Annotated in this window: 26 protein-coding genes and 1 riboswitch; of the genes, 21 read left to right on the forward strand and 5 right to left on the reverse strand. The window is 49.6% G+C overall.

Going from position 1 to position 23,369, the window contains the following annotated elements:
* Nucleotides 1-106: 106 nt before the first annotated feature.
* Entirely contained in the window at nt 107-1,177 is a 1,071-nt protein-coding gene (prfA, locus tag GCU39_RS27010; protein WP_152396300.1) for a peptide chain release factor 1, read from the forward strand.
* Nucleotides 1,178-1,222: 45 nt separating this feature from the next.
* Complete coding sequence (gene prmC / locus GCU39_RS27015; protein WP_152396301.1) at nt 1,223-2,092, forward strand: peptide chain release factor N(5)-glutamine methyltransferase; 870 nt, start codon at nt 1,223-1,225, stop codon at nt 2,090-2,092.
* 397 nt (nt 2,093-2,489) lie between these two features.
* Here prmC and GCU39_RS27020 read toward each other — a convergent pair whose 3' ends face one another.
* The gene (locus tag GCU39_RS27020; protein ID WP_152396302.1) at nt 2,490-2,843 is read right to left on the reverse strand and encodes a winged helix-turn-helix transcriptional regulator; all 354 of its coding nucleotides are present in this window, start codon (nt 2,841-2,843) and stop codon (nt 2,490-2,492) included.
* A gap of 137 nt (nt 2,844-2,980) precedes the next feature.
* Between GCU39_RS27020 and hxlA the strand changes: the two genes are divergently transcribed.
* From hxlA to GCU39_RS27070, 10 genes are all read left to right on the forward strand, one after another.
* The gene (hxlA, locus tag GCU39_RS27025; protein WP_152396303.1) at nt 2,981-3,613 is read left to right on the forward strand and encodes a 3-hexulose-6-phosphate synthase; all 633 of its coding nucleotides are present in this window, start codon (nt 2,981-2,983) and stop codon (nt 3,611-3,613) included.
* Between the two features lie 5 nt (nt 3,614-3,618).
* The gene (hxlB, locus tag GCU39_RS27030; RefSeq protein WP_152396304.1) at nt 3,619-4,182 is read left to right on the forward strand and encodes a 6-phospho-3-hexuloisomerase; all 564 of its coding nucleotides are present in this window, start codon (nt 3,619-3,621) and stop codon (nt 4,180-4,182) included.
* A gap of 171 nt (nt 4,183-4,353) precedes the next feature.
* The gene (gene spoIIR / locus GCU39_RS27035; protein ID WP_152396305.1) at nt 4,354-5,061 is read left to right on the forward strand and encodes a stage II sporulation protein R; all 708 of its coding nucleotides are present in this window, start codon (nt 4,354-4,356) and stop codon (nt 5,059-5,061) included.
* 78 nt (nt 5,062-5,139) lie between these two features.
* Entirely contained in the window at nt 5,140-6,321 is a 1,182-nt protein-coding gene (locus GCU39_RS27040; RefSeq protein ID WP_227793356.1) for an L-threonylcarbamoyladenylate synthase, read from the forward strand.
* A gap of 121 nt (nt 6,322-6,442) precedes the next feature.
* Nucleotides 6,443-7,003, forward strand: coding sequence for a manganese efflux pump MntP (locus tag GCU39_RS27045; RefSeq protein ID WP_152396307.1), 561 nt, complete (start codon nt 6,443-6,445; stop codon nt 7,001-7,003).
* Nucleotides 7,004-7,241: 238 nt separating this feature from the next.
* The gene (locus tag GCU39_RS27050) at nt 7,242-7,817 is read left to right on the forward strand and encodes a low molecular weight protein arginine phosphatase (protein ID WP_152397457.1); all 576 of its coding nucleotides are present in this window, start codon (nt 7,242-7,244) and stop codon (nt 7,815-7,817) included.
* Nucleotides 7,818-7,869: 52 nt separating this feature from the next.
* A riboswitch (ZMP/ZTP riboswitch) is annotated at nt 7,870-7,951 on the forward strand.
* Nucleotides 7,952-8,102: 151 nt separating this feature from the next.
* Nucleotides 8,103-8,555, forward strand: a complete 453-nt coding sequence (gene rpiB, locus GCU39_RS27055) for a ribose 5-phosphate isomerase B (protein ID WP_018754683.1) — start codon at nt 8,103-8,105, stop codon at nt 8,553-8,555.
* Nucleotides 8,556-8,597: 42 nt separating this feature from the next.
* Nucleotides 8,598-9,155 (forward strand): TIGR01440 family protein, encoded by a 558-nt coding sequence (locus GCU39_RS27060; protein ID WP_152396308.1) that lies wholly within the window; start codon nt 8,598-8,600, stop codon nt 9,153-9,155.
* Nucleotides 9,156-9,206: 51 nt separating this feature from the next.
* Entirely contained in the window at nt 9,207-10,457 is a 1,251-nt protein-coding gene (locus GCU39_RS27065; protein ID WP_152396309.1) for a serine hydroxymethyltransferase, read from the forward strand.
* 153 nt (nt 10,458-10,610) lie between these two features.
* The gene (locus GCU39_RS27070; protein ID WP_152397458.1) at nt 10,611-11,858 is read left to right on the forward strand and encodes an MFS transporter; all 1,248 of its coding nucleotides are present in this window, start codon (nt 10,611-10,613) and stop codon (nt 11,856-11,858) included.
* A 24-nt stretch (nt 11,859-11,882) separates the two neighbouring features.
* On the opposite strand, the gene GCU39_RS27075 is transcribed toward GCU39_RS27070, so the two are convergent.
* The 4 genes from GCU39_RS27075 to GCU39_RS27090 form a co-directional block, all read right to left on the reverse strand.
* Nucleotides 11,883-12,593 (reverse strand): ABC transporter permease, encoded by a 711-nt coding sequence (locus GCU39_RS27075; RefSeq protein ID WP_152396310.1) that lies wholly within the window; start codon nt 12,591-12,593, stop codon nt 11,883-11,885.
* Nucleotides 12,590-13,438 carry an ABC transporter ATP-binding protein gene (locus GCU39_RS27080; protein WP_152396311.1) on the reverse strand — a complete coding sequence of 283 codons (849 nt, stop codon included), beginning with the start codon at nt 13,436-13,438 and terminating at the stop codon, nt 12,590-12,592. The genes GCU39_RS27075 and GCU39_RS27080 overlap by 4 nt, the downstream gene beginning before the upstream one ends.
* Nucleotides 13,439-13,577: 139 nt before the next feature.
* Nucleotides 13,578-14,774: a LytTR family transcriptional regulator DNA-binding domain-containing protein gene (locus GCU39_RS32435; RefSeq protein ID WP_321575610.1), complete on the reverse strand. Its 1,197-nt coding sequence runs from the start codon at nt 14,772-14,774 to the stop codon at nt 13,578-13,580.
* 202 nt (nt 14,775-14,976) lie between these two features.
* Complete coding sequence (locus tag GCU39_RS27090; RefSeq protein WP_152396312.1) at nt 14,977-16,446, reverse strand: S41 family peptidase; 1,470 nt, start codon at nt 16,444-16,446, stop codon at nt 14,977-14,979.
* Nucleotides 16,447-16,746: 300 nt separating this feature from the next.
* Between GCU39_RS27090 and upp the strand changes: the two genes are divergently transcribed.
* From upp to atpA, 9 genes are all read left to right on the forward strand, one after another.
* Nucleotides 16,747-17,376: a uracil phosphoribosyltransferase gene (gene upp, locus GCU39_RS27095; RefSeq protein ID WP_152396313.1), complete on the forward strand. Its 630-nt coding sequence runs from the start codon at nt 16,747-16,749 to the stop codon at nt 17,374-17,376.
* A 229-nt stretch (nt 17,377-17,605) separates the two neighbouring features.
* Nucleotides 17,606-18,745, forward strand: a complete 1,140-nt coding sequence (wecB, locus tag GCU39_RS27100) for a non-hydrolyzing UDP-N-acetylglucosamine 2-epimerase (RefSeq protein WP_152396314.1) — start codon at nt 17,606-17,608, stop codon at nt 18,743-18,745.
* A gap of 201 nt (nt 18,746-18,946) precedes the next feature.
* Nucleotides 18,947-19,180, forward strand: coding sequence for an AtpZ/AtpI family protein (locus GCU39_RS27105; RefSeq protein ID WP_152396315.1), 234 nt, complete (start codon nt 18,947-18,949; stop codon nt 19,178-19,180).
* Nucleotides 19,173-19,547 carry an ATP synthase subunit I gene (locus GCU39_RS27110; RefSeq protein ID WP_152396316.1) on the forward strand — a complete coding sequence of 125 codons (375 nt, stop codon included), beginning with the start codon at nt 19,173-19,175 and terminating at the stop codon, nt 19,545-19,547. The genes GCU39_RS27105 and GCU39_RS27110 overlap by 8 nt, the downstream gene beginning before the upstream one ends.
* Nucleotides 19,548-19,576: 29 nt before the next feature.
* Nucleotides 19,577-20,380 carry a F0F1 ATP synthase subunit A gene (gene atpB, locus GCU39_RS27115; protein WP_152396317.1) on the forward strand — a complete coding sequence of 268 codons (804 nt, stop codon included), beginning with the start codon at nt 19,577-19,579 and terminating at the stop codon, nt 20,378-20,380.
* Nucleotides 20,381-20,454: 74 nt separating this feature from the next.
* Nucleotides 20,455-20,679: a F0F1 ATP synthase subunit C gene (gene atpE / locus GCU39_RS27120; RefSeq protein WP_152396318.1), complete on the forward strand. Its 225-nt coding sequence runs from the start codon at nt 20,455-20,457 to the stop codon at nt 20,677-20,679.
* A gap of 88 nt (nt 20,680-20,767) precedes the next feature.
* Entirely contained in the window at nt 20,768-21,253 is a 486-nt protein-coding gene (gene atpF, locus GCU39_RS27125) for a F0F1 ATP synthase subunit B (RefSeq protein WP_152396319.1), read from the forward strand.
* Nucleotides 21,250-21,786, forward strand: a complete 537-nt coding sequence (locus tag GCU39_RS27130; RefSeq protein ID WP_152396320.1) for a F0F1 ATP synthase subunit delta — start codon at nt 21,250-21,252, stop codon at nt 21,784-21,786. Before atpF ends, GCU39_RS27130 begins: the two co-directional genes overlap by 4 nt.
* 31 nt (nt 21,787-21,817) lie before the next feature.
* Nucleotides 21,818-23,332 carry a F0F1 ATP synthase subunit alpha gene (atpA, locus tag GCU39_RS27135; RefSeq protein WP_152396321.1) on the forward strand — a complete coding sequence of 505 codons (1,515 nt, stop codon included), beginning with the start codon at nt 21,818-21,820 and terminating at the stop codon, nt 23,330-23,332.
* Nucleotides 23,333-23,369: the final 37 nt, after the last annotated feature.

The raw sequence follows: 23,369 nt of genomic DNA on the forward strand, positions 1-23,369 counted from the left end.
AATTGTAAGAGAGTCAGGTGATTCCGGTGTAGCGACGCCATATGCTGGAGGCCGTTCAAATAAATAGCATATGAAGAAAATAATCAATAATTGAGGTGATTCCATCATGATCGATAAATTGCAATCGTTAGCAGATCGTTATGATAAATTAAGTGAGTTATTGTGTGACCCCGACGTGACGAACGATCCGAAGAAATTGCGCGAATACTCCAAAGAGCAGTCTGATCTACAAGAAACATATGAAGCGTACACAGAATATAAGACCGTTATGGAAGAGCTCGAAGCGGCGAAAATGATGCAAGGCGAGAAGCTTGACGACGAGATGAAAGAAATGGTCAAAATGGAGATCGAGGAGCTTAGCAGCCGTCAAAAAGTATTAGAGGAACGTATCCACATTCTCTTGCTGCCTAAAGATCCAAATGATGATAAGAACGTGATCGTCGAGATTCGGGGCGCGGCAGGCGGGGATGAAGCTGCGTTATTTGCTGCGGATTTGTACCGGATGTACACGCGTTATGCAGATACACAAGGCTGGCGTGTTGAACTGATGGATGTGAACATGAACGACCTTGGCGGCTACAAAGAGGTTATTTTCATGATCAATGGTAAAGGCGCTTACAGCCGTCTGAAATATGAGAGCGGCGCACATCGCGTGCAGCGCATTCCAGCGACAGAGTCTGGCGGCCGTATTCATACGTCGACATCGACAGTAGCGGTGTTGCCTGAGGTTGAAGATATTGATATTGAAATTCATGACAAAGATATCCGTGTCGATACGTTCTGTTCGAGTGGTGCGGGCGGACAGTCCGTTAATACGACGAAATCCGCTGTTCGTGTTACGCATATCCCGACAGGGATCGTCGCGACGTGTCAGGATGGGAAATCGCAGAACTCCAATAAGGAGAAAGCATTGCAAGTATTGCGCGCTCGGATCTTCGATGTGATGCGTCAAGAGGAAGAGGCGAAATATGCAGGCGAGCGGAAGAGCAAAGTAGGTACGGGTGACCGTAGTGAGCGTATTCGTACGTATAACTATCCGCAAAGCCGTGTGACGGATCATCGCATTGGTCTGACGCTCCATAAGCTGGATGCCGTGATGAACGGGGATATGGGCGAGATTATTTCATCGCTAACGCTGGCTGAGCAGGCGGAAATGATGGAGAAAGTTAACGCGTAACAGCTCGTATGCAGATTTAGAGTAGAGAAAAGAGCGTGATGATAGATGAGTCATACCCTTCGTGAAGCCTTGGCAGAGGCTTCTTCTTTTTTAGCGCAGCATCAGGTGATGGAGCCAGCCCATAATGCCGAGCTCTTGCTCTGCCATGTCCTGGGGCTAAGACGCGCGGAGTTCTTCATGCGGCTGCCGGAGCCATTCCCTGCGGAGTATGCGGAGGCATGGCAGGCGGTACTGGCGCGCAAAGCGGCTGGCGAACCGGCCCAATATATTACCCAGGAGCAGGAGTTCTATGGGCTTCCTTTTGAAGTGACCCCTGATGTATTGATTCCGCGGCCGGAGACAGAACTGCTCGTCGAGGCGATCGTGAAGGAGGGGCGCCGGCTCTGGCCTGACGGCGCACCGACGGTGTGCGACATCGGCACCGGGAGCGGAGCGATCGCGGTGACGATGGCTGTGCAGTGTCCGATGTGGCAAGTGAACGCATCGGACATCTCTGGCGCTGCGCTGGCTGTCGCGCAGCGTAATGCAGCGCGCCACGGCGCAGCGGCGCGCATCGCGTGGTACAGCGGCGACTTGCTGGCGCCGCTGGCGGGCATGAGATTGGACATCCTGGTGTCCAATCCGCCCTATATCCCCGCGGAGACGATCGCGGGGCTGCAGCCCGAGGTGCGCGACTACGAGCCGCGCACCGCACTGGACGGCGGTACGGACGGACTCGATCCGTACCGCCGTATGCTCGCGCAGCTGCCGCTGTTGGCAGCGGTGCCGCGCGTTGTGGGCTTCGAGCTTGGGCAAGGCCAAGCTCGTGAGGTCGCCGCCTGGATGGAGGCGGCGGGGCACTGGGACACGGTGTACATCGTGTCCGATTACGCAGGCATCGAGCGGCATGTCATCGCCGTGCGCGTGCAGGAATAGAAGAAGCCGATGGTCCTTGTTCAGGATCATCGGCTTTTTCGCGTTTTATCAAGGCTAGCCGTACGAATGCCTTCCGGCATACGAGCCAATGACGTGCATAGATTGGCTATATTGGATTTTCGCACGAACTTTTGCGTATCTTCGGCCAAACCTCAGCCTATGTTGGATAGTTGCAACGTAGAAAGAGCTTTTCGGACGAAAAGGGCTAAAAAGGGCCTCCTATCCCGCCCAAAATCCAACATAGGAGATACCCAGTCACTATTTATGGACTCTATCATGCAACAATCCAACATAGCTATGGGGGCGTACCGTTTTGGGGCACTGCGTGCTTGTAGCCGTACGACATAGAGCTCAGGAAGCTCTGCGTAAGCCCAGCCGCTATTTATTGCACGAGCAACTATTTCCACACAACCTCTTCACCGTACTCTTTGCCCCATTTGTACATCATTTGCAGAATCGGCATCAAGCTCTCGCCGTAGGCCGTTAGCGAGTATTCTACGCGCGGCGGAACCTCCGCGTACACTTTACGCGTGACGAGTTGATCTTCCTCCAGTTCACGCAGCTGATTGGTTAGCATTTTTTGCGTAATCGAGGGGATGCGTTTCTTAAGCTCGCTGAAGCGCAAAGTGCCATCCAGTCCCATATGCCAGAGAATAATGAGCTTCCATTTGCCACCGATGACGGCGAGGGTGAGTTCCTTTTCACAGTTGATTTCTTTGAGGTTAATTCGTTCTTTGAGTTCCGTTGCCAAGGGTGATCCCTCCTCCAATAGTATCCTATAAGTAACTACACCACTTCAAAGTGCGTACTTCCATTTTGTATGGTCTGAATCTAGAATAAACCTAGTTTCAAAAAGAAACAATCATGCCTATGGAGGGAATTGATGTTATGGAATTACAATTAGCGCTGGATCTCGTGAACATTCCGGAAGCCATCGAAGTGGTACGTGAGGTTGAAGCATTTATTGATATCGTAGAAATTGGTACACCCGTCGTCATTAACGAAGGACTTCATGCGGTCAAAGCGATGAAGGAGCAGTTCCCGAATCTGAAAGTCCTCGCGGACCTCAAGGTCATGGATGCAGGCGGCTACGAAGTGATGAAGGCATCTGAAGCTGGAGCGGACATTATTACGGTGCTTGGCGTATCCGATGACTCGACAATTAAAGGCGCTGTCGCGGAAGCGAAGAAACAGAACCGCAAAGTGATGGTCGACATGATCAATGTTAAAGAGATGGAGGCGCGTGCGCAAGAAATCGACGCGATGGGCGTTGATTATATCTGCGTACATTCCGGCTACGATCACCAAGCGGAAGGAAAGAACTCCTTCGAAGAATTGAATGCGATCAAACGCGTTGTCAAGCAAGCAAAAACAGCGATTGCAGGCGGCATCAAGCTGGACACACTTCCAGAAGTGATCCAAGCGAAACCAGACCTCGTGATCGTTGGCGGCGGGATTACAAGTCATGCAGATAAGAAATCGGTGGCTGCTGAAATGCGCCAACTGATTCAACAAGCGTAAGGCCGATGCAGACGACCATGCGTGATCAAGCGGCAGGTATTCTGGAGGAGCTCACTCGGACGGTACAAGCGGTGGATGAGGCATCCGTAAACGCCTTAATCGCGCAGATCATTCGTGCGGATCGGATTATGGTCGCAGGGGCAGGCCGGTCGGGTCTGATGATGCGCGCCTTCGCGATGCGGCTTATGCATCTTGGGTTCAACGCCTATGTCGTTGGCGAGACGGTGACGCCGGGCCTTGGGGAGAATGGGCTGCTCATCATCGGATCAGGATCGGGGGAGACGAAGAGTCTCGTCGCGATGGCAGAGAAGGCGAGAGGCATCGGCGCTTCCGTCGCGGCGATCACGATACATCTGGGATCCACCATTGGGGAGCTAGCGGATACGATCGTTCAAGTGCCGGCGGCGTCCAAGGAGAATACTTCACAGACGCGTGCGACGATTCAACCGATGGGAGCGTTGTTCGAGCAGTCGTTGCTGATCTTGTTCGACGCGATGATTCTCCAATTGATGAACATCGAAGAAATTGATAATACAGCCATGTTCGGGCGGCATGCAAACTTGGAATGACATGTTCGAGCGAGCATGACAGAAGACTCTATATCCATCATTTCTATTTGGGAAGGATGAGATAAAGAGTCTTTTCTTTTTTTCATAGAATGCTAGGTTGATAGGTTTAAGCCTCTTCGTTCTGGACATACTGAGAAATACCAAAGGATAGAGCGGGGAGGCAATCATTCCATGGCAAATCTTATTGAAATTCTTAAGAAAAAAAGCACTTATTTCATGATGATCATATTGATTCTATTTGGTTGGTTCTTACAAATGGTAGGTTCGGCGGCGGTCGTATCTGCGGCTTCAACGGAAACTGAAGGAGCGCAAGAAATTCCGAAGGAATCGATCCGTCTGCGCATTCTGGCGAATTCGGATTCGGCATTCGATCAAAAGGTGAAACGTGAGATTCGCGATAAAGTGGTCGAGCAAGTGAACACGTGGGTAGCGACGTTAGAGGATCCACAGAGTTTGAAGCAGGCGCGTGCGAAGATAAAGGAGCATCTGTCCGATCTCGAAGAATTGGTTGGCAAAGAGCTTGCAGCACGTGAGCAGGATTACGGGTACAAGGTAGAACTCGGCGTCGTACCGTTCCCAACGAAGATGTACGGGGACAAGGTCTATCCAGCCGGGAATTATGAGGCGCTGCGCATTACGCTGGGTAAAGGCGAAGGTCAGAACTGGTGGTGCGTCTTGTTCCCGCCTCTGTGCTTCATCGATGCAGGAACGGGCGAGGCGGTAGCGCAAGCTGCGGATACGGAGGGAGCGCCGCTAGTGTCGGATGGCGGATCGGCATCGACGGCTGGAGCGGATGCAGGCGGCGAGACCGAGGTGCGATTCTTCTTATGGGATTGGATCGTCCAACTATTCGATTTCATCGTAGGGCTGTTCAGCTAGAACGGCGGATTGTCAAATTGTGATATAATATAGGTTAACTTATTGGTAAGGAACTGAGCGCTCATGCAAGCTAATGAAATGATACGTAATACAACCTATTGGGAAGTTCAAAATATCGAAGCCTCCGGTGAGGCGCTGACGGAAGCGGCACGTATTCTCGCATTGGGCGGGACGGTCGCTTTTCCGACGGAGACGGTGTATGGGCTTGGCGCAGACGCGCGAAGCACCAGCGCTGTCGAACAGATTTTCGCGGCCAAAGGAAGACCTTCGGACAACCCGCTCATCGTACACATCGCGGATCCGGCCGATCTGGATTCGCTTGTTTTGCCTTACAACGAGACGGCGCGTCGATTGATGGATCGCTTCTGGCCAGGGCCGCTTACGATCGTCTTACCCGTCCGTTCCGGCGTAATCTCCCCCCGTGTTACGGCGGGGTTATCGACCGTTGGTGTGCGCATGCCGGCGCATGATGTGGCGCTCGCGCTAATCGCGCGCTCGGGCTGCCCAGTTGCGGCGCCTAGCGCGAACCGCTCGGGACGTCCAAGCCCGACGCTTGCTGCGCATGTGCGCGAAGATCTCGCGGGCCGCATCGACGGCATTGTCGATGGCGGGCCGACAGGCGTCGGCGTCGAGTCGACCGTCGTCGAGCTCGTCGGCGACCGTGTCAACGTGCTGCGCCCAGGCGGCATCACGGTGGAGGCGCTGCGCGAGGTCGCTGCCGAGGTCACGATCGACCCGGCGCTTACGCGCACGTCCGACATCGCGCCAAGCGAGGCGATCGCAGCAGCAGCAGAACCGGCCGTGGACGTGAGCCGCTGCGAAGGCGGCAGCGCCCTTGCTGTAGGCGCAGCAGAGCATGCCGCTCCCGCGGACGCCGAGGGCCATGCCCCGCGTTCGCCGGGCATGAAGTACGCGCACTATGCGCCGCGCGGCACGATGCGCATCGTCAAGGGCGATGCGCCAGAGCAGGTCTCGGCTTGGATCCAAGCCGAGCTGGATGCGGCGTCGCAGCGCGGGGAGCGCAGCGGCGTGCTCGCCTTCGACGAACATATCGCGTCTTATCGCGCGGATGTCGTCGTCTCCTGTGGCAGCCTGCATGCGCTGGAGCATGCTGCACAACGGCTCTATGCCGCATTGCGTGAATTCGATGAGCAGGGCGTCACATTCATCCTCGCCGAAGCTTGTCCAGAAGACGGCATTGGCCTTGCGGTCATGAACCGTCTCGTGAAAGCTGCAGGTCACCAGATCATCCAGTTGTAAAGGAGATTATTTTTCTTAGGTACGATGGCGTTGTTTCCCTCTCGTCCCACATTTTCATGTATCTTTCTGGCCCTGTCCGCATATGGTTGTACAAGATCATTTGGACAATGGAGGAACACGGATGGATACAGGCTTAGCGATTTGGGGCGAGCTGATTACCATACTAGTCATGGCTGTCGCGTTAGGATTTGATGCGTTTTCGCTAGGACTCGGCATTGGTATGAAAGGAATTCGCGTACGTGAGATTCTGAAGATCGGGGTCGTGGTTGCCCTCTTCCACATCATGATGCCATTAGCGGGATTGTTCATGGGGCAATATGTGGGATCGCTGCTTGGGAGTGTTGCCACGTTAGCTGCAGGCGGACTATTGCTATTGCTGGGCGGACATATGATATATAGCTCCTTGCGGGGAGATGCTGCGCAATCGATTGATTACCGAAGCGGCTGGGCGATTATTTTATTTTCGCTCTCCGTTAGTATCGATTCCTTTTCAGTTGGGGTATCCTTAGGCATGTTCCAGATTAATTTATGGCTGACGATTTTAACCTTTGGACTGTTCGGCGGAATGATGTCGATCTTGGGATTGTTGCTTGGCAGTCGAGTCAGCCACCGGCTTAGCGAATATGGCGAGGCGTTTGGCGGTGTCATTTTGTTTACATTTGGTGTACTATTTATCCTGTAAGAGGTAATTCAAAAGTCATCTTTTGATCACGAAGTGTTTGAAGTAGCGGATTCGACATCGAATCTTGCGTTCATCCTTGAAGTCCGGTATTCATTTAGGTTTGGCCTAAACTCCATTCCTCCTTCTTCGGATTCACACAACCTTCTCGGTGCTGAAAAGCCGACTTTTGAACAGCGATTATATTGAACCACTACAGAACCGAATTTAATCTAGCAAGCGAAAAGGAGTTGAGCGTGTGATGAACATCTTATTCGTATGCACCGGGAACACATGCCGGAGTCCGATGGCAGAAGCATTGCTGCGCAAGCTTGCGAAGGATGCAAACTTAGATATTGAAGTTCGTTCAGCAGGTGTTGCTGCATCGCACGGGGCGTCGATCTCGAGGAATGCCGTCGCTGCGCTGCAGGATCATCAGATCGATGCGGCAGGTGCCTCCTCTACGCCGCTTACGGGCCGTGAGGTCGATTGGGCAGACCTGATCTTGACGATGACAAGCGGACATAAGCAGCACGTTGTGCAGCAGTTTCCTGGTTCAATCGATCAGATCTATACCCTCAAAGAATATGTGGAAATGGACGAGCAAGTCATTCGAGATATGATTACGCTGGAAGAGCGTATTGCTGACTGGCAGATGAAACATGCCTTAGGAGAACCGATTCCAGATTCCGACCGCGCAGCGATTATCGCCCTTCAGCAGCGCATTCCGAACTTTGATATTCGTGATCCTTATGGCGGTTCCCTTACGGAGTACCGTCATTGTCTGACGGAGATTCATAGCGCGTTGTTGAAGCTGCTGAAGCGTACGCAAGGCTGAAAATACACCATTGATTTTCAAGTTCGTATACGATATGATGAACCTATCGAGACAGATCCGATGTAACTGGCGACGAAGTGGACATTACCACGGTGGAGCATCGGAACATACGGCCGGTCGCCTGGGCAAAAGAGCAATGACGTGAATTCGACGCGTCCTGCTCTTTTTTTCGTTTTTTCCCCAGAAATTAGGTATACTATAGTAGGTTGTTTATAAAGTCAGCCGACTTTCTGAACACATCCGAGTATGGAATATGATTACGATGGGGTAGCAGGAGGAACGACTATGAAAATCGCTATTGGCGCAGACCACGCAGGAACGCTTCTCAAAGACGGGTTAATTCAAGTTATTCGTTCATTAGGACATGATGTAGAGGATCTTGGCTGCAATTGCACAGATTCGGTTGATTATCCGGATTATGCGATTGCGGTATGCGAGCAAGTGGTGAAGGGGCAAGCGGATCGTGGCATTCTTGTCTGCGGAACAGGCATTGGCATGAGCATCGCAGCGAATAAGGTTCCAGGCATCCGTTGTGCGCTTGTGCACGATCTTTTCTCGGCAAAAGCAACGCGGGAACATAACAATACGAACGTTCTTGCGATGGGGGAACGCGTCATCGGTCCAGGCATCGCGGAGGAAATTGTTAAAGTATGGCTCGATACACCGTTTAGCGAAGGGCCTCGTCACGTGAACCGCGTGAACAAAGTTAATCAAATCGAGCAGCAGTATCGTTCCTAGTCGATCTTTTTCAGCATGAAGAAGTGGAAGGAGACGGTTACGATGAATCAACAAGAACAAGAATCCATTCAGCAGCAGGTCGAGCAGATTATACGCGAGCTTGTCGAGGTCGCATCGATTCGAGCTGGGCAGATTGTCGTGATCGGCACGAGCACCAGTGAAGTCGTTGGTCAACGGATCGGGACGGGCGGTGCAGAAGCGATAGCGGCCGAGTTGTACGCAGGGTTTGAGAAGGTGCGCAGCGAAGTCGGCTTCTATCTCGCCTTTCAATGCTGTGAGCATTTGAATCGCGCGCTGGTTGTTGAACGTGCGGCGGCAGATGCGTATCGGCTAGACGAAGTGTCTGCGGTGCCAATCGCCAAAGCCGGCGGTTCGATGGCAGCTTATGCGTATCGGCAGCTGAAGGAACCATGCCTGGTGGAGACGATCGAAGCCCATGCGGGGATCGATATCGGGGAGACGTTGATCGGCATGCATTTACGCCGCGTCGCTGTCCCTGTACGTCCATCGATCAAGCAGGTGGGGCAAGCGCGCGTCACGATGGCGCGTACGAGACCGAAGCTTATCGGCGGCGAACGAGCAGTTTATACGTGCAACTAGCACTCAATATATTGGAGCCTAGCTCCGCCTAATCATGAGGAGGAATTGGAAATGGTAGATCAATTGAGACAAGCAGACCCCGAAGTATTGAAAGCAATGGACCTTGAGCTTCAACGCCAACGCAACAACATTGAGTTGATCGCGTCGGAGAACATTGTAAGCGAAGCGGTTATGGAAGCCATGGGTACAGTTCTTACGAATAAGTATGCAGAAGGCTACCCAGGCAAGCGCTACTATGGCGGCTGCGAGCATGTTGATATCGTAGAAGATATTGCTAGAAACCGTGCCAAAGAATTGTTCGGTGCCGAGCATGCCAACGTACAACCTCACTCCGGTGCACAAGCGAACATGGCGGTATACCTTGCAGCATTGCAACCTGGCGATACGGTTCTTGGTATGAACCTGGCACATGGCGGTCACTTAACGCATGGCAGCCCAGTGAATGCATCTGGATTGCTCTACAATTTCGTTGCTTACGGTGTATCGGAAGAAGACTTCCGCATCGATTATGAAGATCTGCGCAAAGCAGCGTTCAAGCATAAACCTCGCATGATCGTTGCAGGTGCTAGTGCTTACCCGCGCATCATTGATTTCGAGAAAATCGCAGCGATCGCAAATGATGTAGGCGCGTTGTTCTTCGTCGATATGGCGCACATCGCAGGTCTTGTTGCAGCTGGTTTGCACCCAAGCCCAGTGCCGCATGCACACTTCGTTACGACAACAACGCACAAAACATTGCGCGGACCTCGCGGCGGTATGATTTTATGCCGCAAAGCTTGGGCACAAGCGATCGATAAAGCAGTATTCCCAGGTACACAAGGTGGACCACTCATGCACGTCATCGCTTCGAAAGCCGTTGCGCTTGGTGAAGCCTTACAGCCATCCTTCAAGACCTATGCACAAAACGTCATCAACAATGCGCAAGCTCTTGCTGCAGGGTTGATCGAAGAAGGCTTGAACTTGGTATCCGGCGGAACCGATAACCACTTAATGCTGATCGATACACGTAACTTGAACATCACAGGGAAAGATGCTGAGCACGTGCTCGATTCCGTCAACATTACGGTGAATAAAAATGCGATTCCATTCGATCCAACGAGCCCATTTGTAACAAGCGGCATCCGGATCGGTACACCTGCGGCAACATCCCGTGGTATGGATGAAGCAGCGATGAAGACGATCGCGAAAGTCATCGCCATGACACTCAAAAATCCGAAGGATGAGGCAGTACTTGAGAAAGCGCGCGGCATGGTGCGTGATCTGACTGCGCAATTCCCGCTTTACCCGACCTTGAAATATTAATCTTAAAAAGCAGATCGACAACCGACTCCTTACTAAGGGGTCGGTTTTTTTGGCATTATCGAAGAAGTCGCTTGTTTTTGTGTGTATTTGTGTGGGATAAATTCATTGACACACGCTTCCCCGTTCGGTATGCTGTCAAAAACAGGAATACGGGTGAGGCGATTGGAGAACAAACAAAAAATACAAGCGCTTGCATGGATTACGGCGATTTGCTTATTAGGGGACTCCATGCTTTATGTTGTGCTGCCAATCCATTGGAAGGAGATTGGGCTATCCTCCTTGTGGGAAGTCGGTATTCTCCTCTCTGCCAATCGATTAATTCGGTTACCGCTCAATCCGCTGATTGGCTGGTTGTATCGCTCTATTTCGACGCGTACAGGGGTATTACTTGCAGTCAGTCTCGCAGCGATCACGACAGCCTCTTGCGGTATTGTCGGCAGCTTCTGGGTGCTGCTCGTGATGCGGATACTATGGGGGATTGCTTGGAGTTTCTTGCGTCTTGGTGGGTATTTGACAGTTATGCAGCTCTCGGATTCGGGGAATCGGGGCCGATACATCGGTACGTACAATGGCATATCGGGTATTGGCGGTCTTGTCGGAATGCTCGTAGGCTCCTTTGCGGTCGATCTGTTCGGTATGCGGACGGTGTCGCTCGTCTTCGGGGCAATAGCCTTGCTCAGCATTCCTTATGTGATACGCTATATCTCTGACTCAAGGATTGAGATCCATGCTGACGGGACGAAACATGAACATCGCGTAAGCTTTTGGAGAGTGCCGACGGTATTATGGATGCTTGTCACGGGTCTAGCGATGGCGCTCGTGTTCCAAGGGATGTTCAACGCGACCTTAAGCCGTCTCATTCAGGTGCATGAATCCACGTTCGTGACGATTGGCGCCTTGACCATTGGGGCAGCTTCCCTTACGGGCATCTTACAGGCGATCCGCGCGAGCTGGCAGCCATGGCTAGCCCCTCTCATTGGCCGAGGTTTCGACCGCGCTGCACGTCCGCATCGCGTTGTAGCTGCCGTACTGATCGCTGCAGCTTGTCTGCTGGCGATCATCCCGCTGCAGATGCCGCTTGGCATCTGGATCGTCTTATTGCTTGGCTTACAGTTGGTTATTAGTGCCGTGACGACCGTTGTCGACTCATTCGCTACGGAAGTGTCTGCATCGCAACCTTCGAAAGTAGCCATTATGACCGCCTACACCGTTACGACGGATCTAGGCGCATCCATTGGCCCTACGCTTGCGTACACGCTGGACGCAGCCACGGGGACAGCTTCCATCTATTGGTGTGCTGCTGTGATTGTTCTCGCGATTAGCATTCGATGGGTGATCCCGTTCTCTACGGCATCGAATCGCCACGAATACAACAAGGGCTCTGAATCCATTACGGATTAAGAGCCCTTCGTTATTTAGCTAGCATTAGTCGAATCTACGTTTACGGTAGATGAAAAGACAGACGGGGATCGATAGGACTGTCCAGATCAAAATATTGAGGAAGTCGCCTTGAATGGCGCTGAATCCATTTCCTTTTGATACTTCCATTAATGCATGGGTTAGACGATCCGTTGGCAAATAAGACACGATGTTGATGAGAAATTCATTTTTCAGCATCGGTGCGAACATCGGCCCGACCATGAAGATTAAGAGGACCGGCAAGCCGGAGATCGATGTCTCTTGAACTGTACGGGATATCAGGCCGATGATCGTACCGATTGCGATGAACATAATAAGCGATAGAAGGAACATGAGAACGAGCCATAAATAATCTAGCGTAAATGTAGGGCCGACAACAGCAACGCTAATCGCAACAACCGCAATCGAGATGAGCATCGTGATGAAGCTCTTGCCGAATAGCACTTCAACAGCGGAAGCTGGGGACAGCATGAGAACGCGAAGGGTATGCTTCTCTTTCTCTTCGGATACCATGCTTGCCTGGACGAAGGCTGCCGTCATAGACAAGACGAACAACAGGGGCATGCTTAATAGGATGCCAGCTTCCATCCCCATCCGTTGGAATAGGAAGGTGAACATGATTGGCATTGCAGCCATCAACAGGACTTGTGGGTTTTTAACCGCGTCTTTCCATTCTTTTTGAACAATTGCTTGAAATCTTCTCATTGAAAATGTCATTGTAAGTTCCCTCCCGTAAGTTTGACGAAAATATCTCCTAGTGTCGGTTCGTTCGAATGTATGGACAGTAATTGGCCGAGCTGCATATAGGATTGAATTTTCTCGATGCCAGCGGCATCTTGAACGATGATTTCTTTTCCTTTGTGTGCTGTGACGACGGTGATGCTGCGGTCGCTATACATGAGCCGTAGATTTTGAGGCGTATCGAGTGCGCGAATCTCCCCTTCATGGATAAAGGCAATCCGGTCGCAGAGCTGCTCGGCTTCGGACATATCGTGCGTCGTTAAGAAAATCGTCGTGCCTGCTGCATTCAGCTTGCGCAGACTCTCATGAATATGCATCGTATTTTTCGGATCGAGTGCAGATGTCGGTTCATCTAAGAATAATAGATCCGGCTTGTGCAGGAGCGCTCTCGCTAACGTGACCCGCTGACGCATCCCTTTGGATAACTGTTTGACCATTGCTTTCTTATCTTGAAGGAGGTTCACCTCGCTCAACACTTCATCTATGCGCTTCAGGGGCACATCGTATAATTTGCAGAACAGCTCTAAATTGTCGTACACGCTGAGTCGTTCATATAATCCGCTATTATCGGTTAAGATGCCGATGCGATTGAGATGAGAGAAGTCTTTGGTCCGGGTAATGTCTTTCCCGAAGACATGCACTTCGCCAGCCGAGAGCGTGAGTTGCGAAGTAAGTATTTTAATGGTAGTTGTTTTACCGGATCCGCTAGGTCCGAGGAATCCGAAAATCTCACCCTTGCGTACGTTAAATTCAATATGTTTGAGTGCTGTTTTGCTGCCGAATGATTTCATTAATTGATTGACTTCAATGATATGTTCCATCGCTTATTCCTCTTTTCGTTTCGGTCTCTTGCTTACATCCCCAATAGTAGAGAAAAACCCGAGAACCCGCATTATATATGGGATGAAAAGAGTATGCGAAGGGTTGAAACCTGCATTTTTGGACCTGAATGAGTCAGGACTAAATGCCAATGATCGCTCTTAATTCATCGAATTTCCCCTTCGATAACGGAATGGAGGACTTCGATTTGTCGTCCAAAATAAGACTGTAGCTATTCCGTGTCCATGTGATGACTTCACGCACATGTTGGAGGTTCACGATGTAGGAACGATGGCAACGGAAGAAGCCGAATAGCTTGAGTTTCTCTTCCAGGTCACCAAGTTTGATGGCGCAGGGAAATACGCCTTCGTTCACATGGAGCTGCGAGACACCCTCATTGCTCTCGATGAACAGGATTTCTGTCGGATCGAACAAGATGATCTTGTCATTGACCTTGGCAGGTATTTTCTCGATGCGCATCGGATAGGTCTGAATAGGTGACTCGCTTGAAGATGGGGGAACATCATCAGACTCAATAATGGACTCTTGTACAGGAGCTGATGCCTCATCGTTCGTCGGTATGGCGGGAGTTGTATCTGTATCTACAGGAATGGTTGATGCGGGCGGATCCGCCGGGATATCATCTGTCTGGGCCATAGCCGCTGTGCTCTGCTGTACGGATTCGCTTGCGCTCTCTAACTCGATTTTCTTGAATTGCTGGCCTCTCAGGGAATAGACGTCGCTCGTGATCGATACGGCATCTTCCATCGAAGAAGTCGTCATGAAGATGGCGGTTCCCTGTTCTTGCAGATGAGCGATGACTTGACGGACAATAATGCAGCTCTCGAGGTCGATATTCTGCTCCATTTCTTCCAGAATCAGCAGTTCAGGGCGATGGATGATACTGCGGCCCAGATGGAGACGGCGTTGCTCAGAGAACGTGAGCTTGCTGCAAGGCAGTTCCTTCTTGTCCCATAAGCCAACTCGACGGATGATCTCATCGATCGGGCTTGTACTCACACCATACAACTGGCAGAAGTAATGTAAATATTGACGCACCTTCAGTCGTTCATAGACGCCGTCATGGCGGAGGCATACGCCAATCTGTTCCGGTGTCTTCCGATGAACCTGGGAGAGTTCGATGCCATCCCATTGCACGCTGCCATTAGAGGCAGGTGTTAGTCCTAGTAATAACTCGATGAGTTGATACCCGATATCGGGATTGCATTGTATCGCAGCACACTGTCCGGATGCCAGTGTCAGTTCCATCGTTGGAATGATGGTGTTGTTGCCGGACATTTTGCTTAATTGTTGGATATGTAGAGTTTTCTTCGTCATGTCGTGGACCCCTCGATCTGATAGATGGATGAATAAATAACAAATGGTAATTCAATGCAAGTGCAATCTAATGATAGCGGAAGATGCGATGGACGGAAAGGAAATGGCTGTAAATATTTCAAAACATATGAATGTAGGCAAAGCAAAAAGGATAGGCACCATTATCGGCCTATCCTCTTCGATTTATTGTTGTTATGAAGCTCTATTTAGCTGTCTGAAACGTTAATGTACCGTCTTTGTAGCTCCATTGGAAGGAAGGGAACTTCGCATGGACGGCGCCGAGTTCAAGATACGTTTCATTGTTGTTGATCCATACCGACTGGGAAGCAGCGGTGAATGTGAATGATTTCGAATTCGCTAGCTGGAGCGTCAAGGTCTGTTTGTTCTTATCCCATTTCGGATCTACATCGAGGAGGGAAGCGATCATTCGGGACGGGAGATATATTTTGTTTCCTTTTGCAGTCACAGGAATTTGTTCAAGCGTAAGATCTCCGAATCCCATCAGTTGATTGTTTTTGATCGTAAACGTGAGCTTGCCATCATTCACGAGATTTAATGCCGTTAATAGCTGCGCGGTGTCACCTGTTCGCTCGATGTCCGGCTTTAATCCTTTACCGTTGAAGTCGGTCAAGTTCGGCGTTACATACTGCTGTGTCGTCAGCTTGAGCAGTCCTCCGTCGGACAAGGGAATGACGGACTGGATCCTTCCTTTACCGAACGTCGTTGTGCCGACTAAGGTGGCAATGCCGTGATCATGCAAGGCACCGGACAGAATCTCAGAAGCGCTAGCCGAGTTCTTATTCACTAGGACAGCGATTGGCATGGGGAGGCTTGAACCGCCCTGAATTTCCGTAGGCTGCAACTTGTCGGTGTTGTCTTTCGTATACATCAAGATGCCCTTCTCAATGAAATGTGCTGCAATATGCTGGGCAGACTCCACATAGCCGCCGGGGTTGTTGCGTAAATCGACGATCAGGGATTTCATGCCGCGCTGCTGGAGCTTGGCGAGGTGTTCGGCGAACTCCTCATCCGCTTCACTGGTGAAGCTCGAAATCTGAATATAACCGGTGTTGCCAGGCAGCAGGGCGCTTGCGACGGCTGGAATGTGAATTGCTTCACGCTTCAAATTGAAATCCATGAGCTTGCCATTTCGTTTTATTGTAACGGTAACGGTGGTGCCGGCTTTCCCTAGGATATATTTTTGAACATGAGAGCTGTCTGTAATGGGCTTGCCGTCGACTTGGGAGAGGATATCGCCTTTTTGAATGCCGGCTTTCTCAGCGGGAGAGCCCTTGAATACACGCATAATGGTGGCTTTACCATCTTCAAAATGCGTCTCAATACCAATGCCCTCATATTGAAGGTTGAGTTGATTCTGGAACGCCTTACTCTCATCCGGGGTGAAGTATTGCGAATACGGATCGTTAAGTCCGGAGACCATGCCCTTTAGCGCTTTTTGGACAAGCTCTTCCTTCTCTGCGTTAGTAATATTGTAGGCATCAATATATTGTAAGACTTCGTTCAGAATCGCCGTCGAATTCGAGGTCGATTCAGAGGCATACGTTCGCTCAGGTAGCATAGCAGCTGTCGTGAGTAGGGATAGAGATAATGCCATGGTTATGAAAATACGTTTGATTCGAGACATTGCGCTGTGTTCAATCCTTTCTTCCATGCTTGAATGAAAATCGCTATGCTTCCACTTATATCACCAACGGAGAAGAGGTGTCAATTTAGAGCTGGTGCAGGTAAAGGATAGCTGTATGATGAATAAGGTTTCCTTGCAATGCGAACAAATAGTATTATGCTTATTGGAGAGTTGTCAAAATTTCTCTGAAAATATACATAACATGACAAAGCTCAGCAGGTATTGCGTGCAGTGTAAAGCCTAGAATGGTATAATATCGAAGGTTATGTTGCTGCAATCATCGACGAATCTGCAGACGAGAGCAATTGACAATCAGGAGGAAGAAAAATGGCTAAATTAGTAATTTGCGATCACCCTTTAATTCAACACAAACTGACTTTTATTCGAGATGTGAAGACGACAACGAAAGACTTCCGCGAGCTTGTGGACGAAGTTGCGATGTTAATGGCGTATGAAATTACACGCGACCTTCCGCTCGAGACGATTACGGTGGAGACACCTGTGACATCCACAGAGACGAAAGTGATTGCTGGACGTCCGCTAGGGCTCATTCCAATTCTACGTGCAGGACTAGGCATGGTAGACGGCGTATTGAAGCTTGTACCGAAAGCAAAAGTAGGGCATGTCGGATTATTCCGCGACCCGGACACATTAATGCCTGTCGAGTACTACGTGAAGCTGCCAACCGATGCGGAAGAGCGTGAGCTGATCGTGATCGATCCGATGCTCGCAACAGGTGGATCCGCGATTGCAGCGATTGATGTATTGAAGAAACGGAACTGCACACAGATCAAATTGATGTGTCTCATTGCAGCGCCAGAAGGTGTGAAGGCAGTTCAAGATGCGCATCCGGACGTGGATATCTATCTTGCAGCACTTGACGATCATCTGAATGATCATGGGTATATCGTGCCTGGACTTGGGGATGCAGGAGACCGCCTGTTCGGAACGAAGTAGAGTTAGAGGTAGAGTAGAGGTAGTTCAAAAAGTCACCCTTTGATCACGAAGTGTATCAAGTAGCAGATTCGGCATCGAATCTTGCGCTCATCCTCGAAGTTCGGTACTCATTTAGGTTTTGCCTAAACTCCGTTCCTCCTTCTTCGGATTCGCGCAACCTTCTCGGTGCTGAAAAGTCGACTTTTTGAACACGTACTATAAGGTAAGACTATGAGGCGAGGTGTAACACATGGAGAAAATTAAAGTCATGACGGTATTTGGCGTACGGCCGGAAGCGATCAAAATGGCTCCGCTCATTCTTGAGCTGGAGAAGCATCCTGATCACATTGAATCGATCGTGTGCGTAACGGCGCAGCATCGTCAGATGCTTGACCAAGTATTGGAAGTATTCAATATTAAGCCGGACTATGACTTGGATGTCATGAAAGATCGGCAGACGCTGAACGAGATTACGATTCGCGTATTGCATGGGCTCGAACCAGTACTGGAGGAGGCGAAGCCAGACATTATTCTAGTGCATGGCGATACGTTGACAACGTTCCTCGCAAGTTATGCGGCATTTATGCAGAAGATCCAGGTAGGTCATGTGGAAGCGGGACTTCGCACGTGGAACAAGCTATCGCCATACCCGGAAGAGATGAATCGCCAGTTGACGGGTGTGATTGCTGATTTACATTTTTCGCCAACGAAGGTCTCCGCCAATAACTTGTATAATGAAAATAAATCAGAGTCCATGGTATTTGTCACAGGCAATACGGTTACGGACGTGTTTCAATATACTGTAAAGCAAGATTACACCCATCCCGTACTCGAGTGGGCAAAAGGGAAAAAACTTATCTTAATGACGGCGCATCGCCGCGAATCGCAAGGGGAACCGCATCGCAATATCTTCCGTGCTGTCAAGCGCATTGCGGATGAGTTCGAGGATGTGGCTATTGTCTATCCGGTCCATCTGAGTCCAGCGGTCAAAGAGCCGGCTTATGAAATCTTGGGCAATCATCCGCGCATTCAATTAATTGAACCGCTTGATGTCGTGGATTTGCATAACTTCTATCCGCATACGCATTTGATTCTGACCGATTCTGGGGGCTTACAGGAAGAAGCGCCGTCCTTTGGGGTTCCAGTCCTTGTACTGCGTGACACGACGGAGCGTCCGGAAGGGATCGATGCAGGTACATTAGAGCTAGTAGGTACAGATGAGGAACATGTTTATCAACGCACACGCACGCTACTGACGGACGCGGCTACATATGACCGAATGTCCGGAGCGGTCAATCCGTACGGTGACGGCAAGGCGTCGGAACGCATCGTTCAGGCGATTTTGTATCATTTTGGCAGAACAACAGAGCGGCCAGAACAGTTCCAATAAAAGTTCATAAAGTTGTAATATTTGCAAACAAATTGCCTACAAATACAGCATACAGTGATACTGTACGGTTTTGAACGCTCGAAAACCTTATAATATCAACGTTTTTAGTGTTCAGTTCAAGGAGTTTTAACATTTAAATGAATTGACAATTCCCATTTTTTTTAAGTAAAATAAACTGGGATTCTAAGGATTGATTGGTAGATGACAACGTCGAAAAATGGCGGAACGCCATGGCGAGCAATGGGGCTTGTAACCTTACTGGGACTGGATCTCGCCGTATGTACACTAGTAGGATATTTCGCTGGAAAATGGATAGGGGAAAAAGTTGGAAGCGTTCCATTATGTACAGCAGCTGGAGTTTTGCTTGGTGTTCTGATCGGTGTGAGTAATGTCATTGTACTGATCAAAAAGGTGTTGGAGGATTCAAATGGATGACTTGTCGATCCACCTTAAAGCACTCCAACGAGTGACTTTCATTTATTTAGCAATTTGTCTGATGGGCTGGGCTTTAATTCCATCCGTCCGCAGTATTGCAGCTGGGCTTGTGCTTGGCGGAGTGGTGAGCTTGGTGAACTCCTACTTTCTAGCTTATAAAATCAGAAGCGTAACCAAGAAAGTGCTCGAGGAAGGACAGAAACGTGTAAATCTCGGTCTGCTAACTCGGGTGGCGATGGCCGTATTGGCTGTCATGGTCGCCGTGAAATCCGGCAGCGTTAATGTTTATGCAACGGTAGCAGGTTTGCTATTCGCGCAATTCATTATATTGTTCATTGGGTTTACGCAAACGCGCAAAAACAAGTAGACGTTCTGGCTGAGAAAGGGGTGAGAAACATGCATGAAGCACCAATAATTAAACTTGGCGGTTTTAACATCGATATTTCGATCGTGACCATGTTAATTGTTACTTGTGTGGTTGTATTTATTCTAGCGCGACTAGCGGTACGTAATTTATCGGTTGAAAATCCAGGGAAACTGCAGAACTTTATGGAGTGGGCAGTTGAGTTCGTTCAAGGAATGATCTCGAGCACCATGGATATGAAGAAAGGTAAAGCTTTCGTATCACTAGGTATGACGTTGATGATGTTTATTCTAGTAGGGAACTTGCTAGGACTGCCTTTCGGGATTGTCACGGAACACTCTGAGCCGGGGGCGAAAGTCTTTGGTCAAGCAATTGTTACCGTTGATGCCCAACACTTTGAGGAACTTCACGCGAAGAAACCAAATGAGGAACACCCTCATATTGGACTTGCTTGGTGGAAATCCCCGACAGCAGATGCTTCCGTTACGATGGGACTCGCATTGATGATCTTCTTCATCGTGCACTTCCTAGGTATGACGAGAAACACGAAGGCATACTTCAAGAGCTACATTGAACCTTTCCCGGTCTTCTTCCCAATAAAGTTCATTGAGGTCTTCTCGAACTTATTGACACACGGAATGCGTCTATTCGGGAACATTTATGCCGGTGAGGTACTCATCTCCGTATTGATCGGAGCTGGCGCATTCGGTATTCCAGGGTTAGTCATCTGGCAAGGATTCAGTGTCTTCGTTGGGTGTATCCAGGCATTCGTCTTCACGATGCTAACGATGGTATACATTTCGCACTCGATCGAAGATCATAGTGCAGAGCATTAGGACTCCATTCAAGCTATTTCAGCTTGGTTGTAGATACAAAACAAAAAACATTTATCTGAGGAGGATATATTATTATGGGAGTTACAGCATTTATTGCAGCAGCAATTGCAATCGGTTTGGCAGCACTTGGAGCAGGTATTGGTAACGGTTTGATCGTAAGTAAAACGGTTGAAGGTATTGCGCGTCAACCAGAATCCGCAAGTAAATTGCAAACAACAATGTTTATCGGGGTAGGTTTGGTCGAGGCGATGCCGATCATCGCGGTCGTATTGGCGTTCTTGTTCTACGGCGCAGCTTAATAACAGGATATAGGGTATGGCGGGGAGGCTTTGGCTATCCGCGCCTTCCTTTTGATTCATTAACCGCTTCAGAAAGGAGTGACTTAGATTGAGTTTAAATTGGGAATCGACAGTGTTCACTTTAATCGCGTTCCTCATTTTGTATTTCCTGTTGAGTAAATACGCATTCAAACCATTATTTAGTATTATGGAGAAGCGCAAAGAGCTCGTCATGGGTCAAATGCAGGACGCTGAGGAAAACCGCAAACAGGCGTCGCAATTGCTTGAAGATCAGAAAGCTGCGCTTCAAGCTGCGCGTAAAGACGCTTACGATATTATTGAGCAAGCCAAAACAACAGGATCGAAGCAAGCGGATGAGCTTATCGCTACAGCGAAATCGGAATCGACTCGTCTCAAAGAAGAGGCGCTTCGCGATATCGAGAGCGAGAAGAACAAAGCCGTTGCTGCGCTTCGCAGCCAAGTTAGCGGCATGTCCGTCATGATCGCATCCAAAATCATCGAGAAGCAAATCGATGAGAAATCGCAAGAGCAATTGGTTGCAGAGTACCTTAAAGAGGTAGGGGACAAAGCATGAGCCAAGACCTTGTTGTAGCGAAAAGATATGCCAAAGCATTGTTCGAAGTTGCTCAGCAGAACAACAACGTCGCTCAAGTCGAAGAAGATTTGAAAGCCGTTGTGGCTGCGATTGATGGCAATGTTGATATCACTCGATTCTTGAATGCTCCGAACATTGATCTTTCGGTCAAAGTTGACGTCATTCATAAAGCGGTAGAAGGCAAGCTGGCTGAAGCTGTGATTAATCTTGTGCAAGTTCTATTAAAGAATGGTAGACAAGATATTCTTGCTGCTGTGTCGCAAGCTTATGTTAAAGTTGCTGGGCAAGCCCTAGGCCAAGAGGATGCAACGGTTGTATCCGCTTATGCCCTTAGTGCGCCTGAAATCGAATTGGTTGCCGATCATTTCGGCAAAATCGTGAATAAAAAAATTCGCGTACAAAATGTTGTAGATAAGAGCATCATCGGTGGCATTCAAGTGCGCATCGGTGACCGTCTATATGACGGAAGCATATCTGGCAAATTAACGCGACTTGAAAAATCGTTTAAGTAATCTCAAGCACTGTAGATAGGGGTGAAGCGAATTGAGTATCAGACCTGAAGAAATCAGCACGCTGATTAAGAATCAAATTGATCAATATAAATCCGAGATTCAAGTTGTCGATGTAGGTACGGTTATCCAAGTTGGTGACGGGATCGCTCGCGTCCACGGGCTTGAGAATGCGATGTCCGGGGAACTCCTTGAGTTCGCTAACGGCGTTGTAGGTATGGCATTGAACCTTGAAGAGAACAACGTTGGGGTCGTTATCCTTGGACCTTACACAGACATTCGTGAAGGTGACCAAGTGAAGCGCACAGGCCGCATCATGGAAGTTCCTGTTGGCGAAGCATTGCTTGGCCGCGTTGTTAACTCGCTCGGTTTGCCTGTAGACGGCAAAGGACCGGTAGCAACGACGGAATTCCGTCCGGTTGAGAACAACGCACCAGGCGTTATCGACCGTAAATCGGTACATGAGCCAATGCAAACAGGGATTAAAGCGATTGACTCGATGGTACCGATCGGCCGCGGACAACGTGAGCTTATCATCGGTGACCGTCAGACAGGTAAAACAGCGATTGCAATCGACACGATCATTAACCAAAAAGGCAATGGCGTGAAATGTATCTATGTTGCAATTGGACAGAAACAATCTACGGTTGCGAACGTAGTAGAAACACTTCGCCGCAACGGTGCAATGGATTACACGATCGTTGTAACAGCTTCCGCATCTGAGCCATCACCGCTCTTGTTCTTGGCTCCATATGCAGGTGTTGCAATGGCTGAGTACTTCATGTACAAAGGCGAGCATGTTCTTATTATCTACGATGACTTGTCCAAACAAGCGGCAGCTTATCGTGAGCTTTCCTTGCTACTCAAACGCCCTCCAGGCCGCGAAGCCTATCCAGGGGACGTATTTTATTTGCACTCCCGTCTACTCGAGCGTGCGGCGAAATTAAGCGACGAGCTCGGCGGCGGTTCGATTACGGCATTGCCATTTATCGAGACGCAAGCTTCCGACGTATCGGCTTACATTCCGACGAACGTTATCTCAATCACAGACGGACAGATCTTCCTAGAGTCCGACCTCTTCTACTCGGGTCAACGTCCAGCGGTTAACGTTGGTATCTCCGTATCCCGTGTAGGTGGTAACGCTCAGATTAAAGCGATGAAGAAGGTTGCCGGTACACTCCGTCTTGACCTTGCTGCATATCGCGAGTTGCAAGCTTTTGCTCAGTTCGGTTCCGATCTGGACAAATCGACGCTTGCTCGTCTGAACCGCGGTGCTCGCATGATGGAGATCCTTAAACAAGGAATTAACGAGCCAATGCCTGTTCAAAAACAAGTTGTAAGTTTGTTCACGGCGACGAAAGGTCACTTGGATGATATTCCGGTTGTAGACGTACTTCGTTTCGAGAAAGAATTCCTATTCCACCTCGAATCCAACGAGCCAGCAATCCTTCAATCGATCGTCGACACGAAAGACATTACAGCGGATAACGAGAAGGCATTGATCGATGCGATCAATAAATTCAAAAAAGGCTTTAACGTCTCGGCATAACGAGCGTCATATAACCGAGCCTTCAGCGGATCGGTAT

It is taken from the genome of Paenibacillus guangzhouensis, assembly GCF_009363075.1.
Classification (GTDB): Bacteria; Bacillota; Bacilli; order Paenibacillales; family Paenibacillaceae; genus Paenibacillus_K; species Paenibacillus_K guangzhouensis.